The organism is Vibrio sp. 10N.222.52.B7, from assembly GCF_041474275.1.
GTDB lineage: Bacteria > Pseudomonadota > Gammaproteobacteria > Enterobacterales > Vibrionaceae > Vibrio > Vibrio crassostreae_C.
This window is the reverse complement of the sequence record NZ_JBFRTU010000271.1, coordinates 1-425: the sequence shown is the minus strand read 5'-3', so window position 1 is coordinate 425 and position 425 is coordinate 1. Positions and strand designations below refer to the sequence as shown.

1 protein-coding gene is annotated in these 425 nt (G+C 43.5%); it reads left to right on the top strand.

The genetic code is table 11. From position 1 onward, the window contains the following. A partial coding sequence (locus AB4512_RS22790; RefSeq protein ID WP_372175807.1) for a PTS sugar transporter subunit IIA occupies positions 1–257 on the top strand: 257 nt, incomplete at its 5' end. Positions 258–425: the final 168 nt, after the last annotated feature.

Here is a 425-nt window from a genome sequence, read left to right as displayed (position 1 = left end):
TGTTTGAATCGACCAAAGATCTTTCCATCGCGGTCATCGTCAGTGACGAAGCGATTGATTGGGCGTCTCAAATTGGCCAAGTACACGTTGCCATCGCACTTGTACTGCCAACCAAACCACAAAGAGAACATATTGTAGCGGCCACCAATCTAACCAGAAACCTGCTCCACGATCAGGTTAACGAGCGTTTGCAAAAGACCCGAAGCAGTGTCGATTTGCAGGCGTTGCTGATGTATATCTCGTCACGTCTTATCTAAATTCATCTAGCCTCTTCTTATTTAGATTCCTCGTTTTATTTCATCTCATTCATCGCAATTTATTTAATCTAAGCCCGTCCAACGAACCTTATCTTGTTCTATCGCCCTTTCATGAATTTGCTTTGATTGGTTTTTGCCTTGCCAATCGTTCTAAGCTCCGCTGATAAC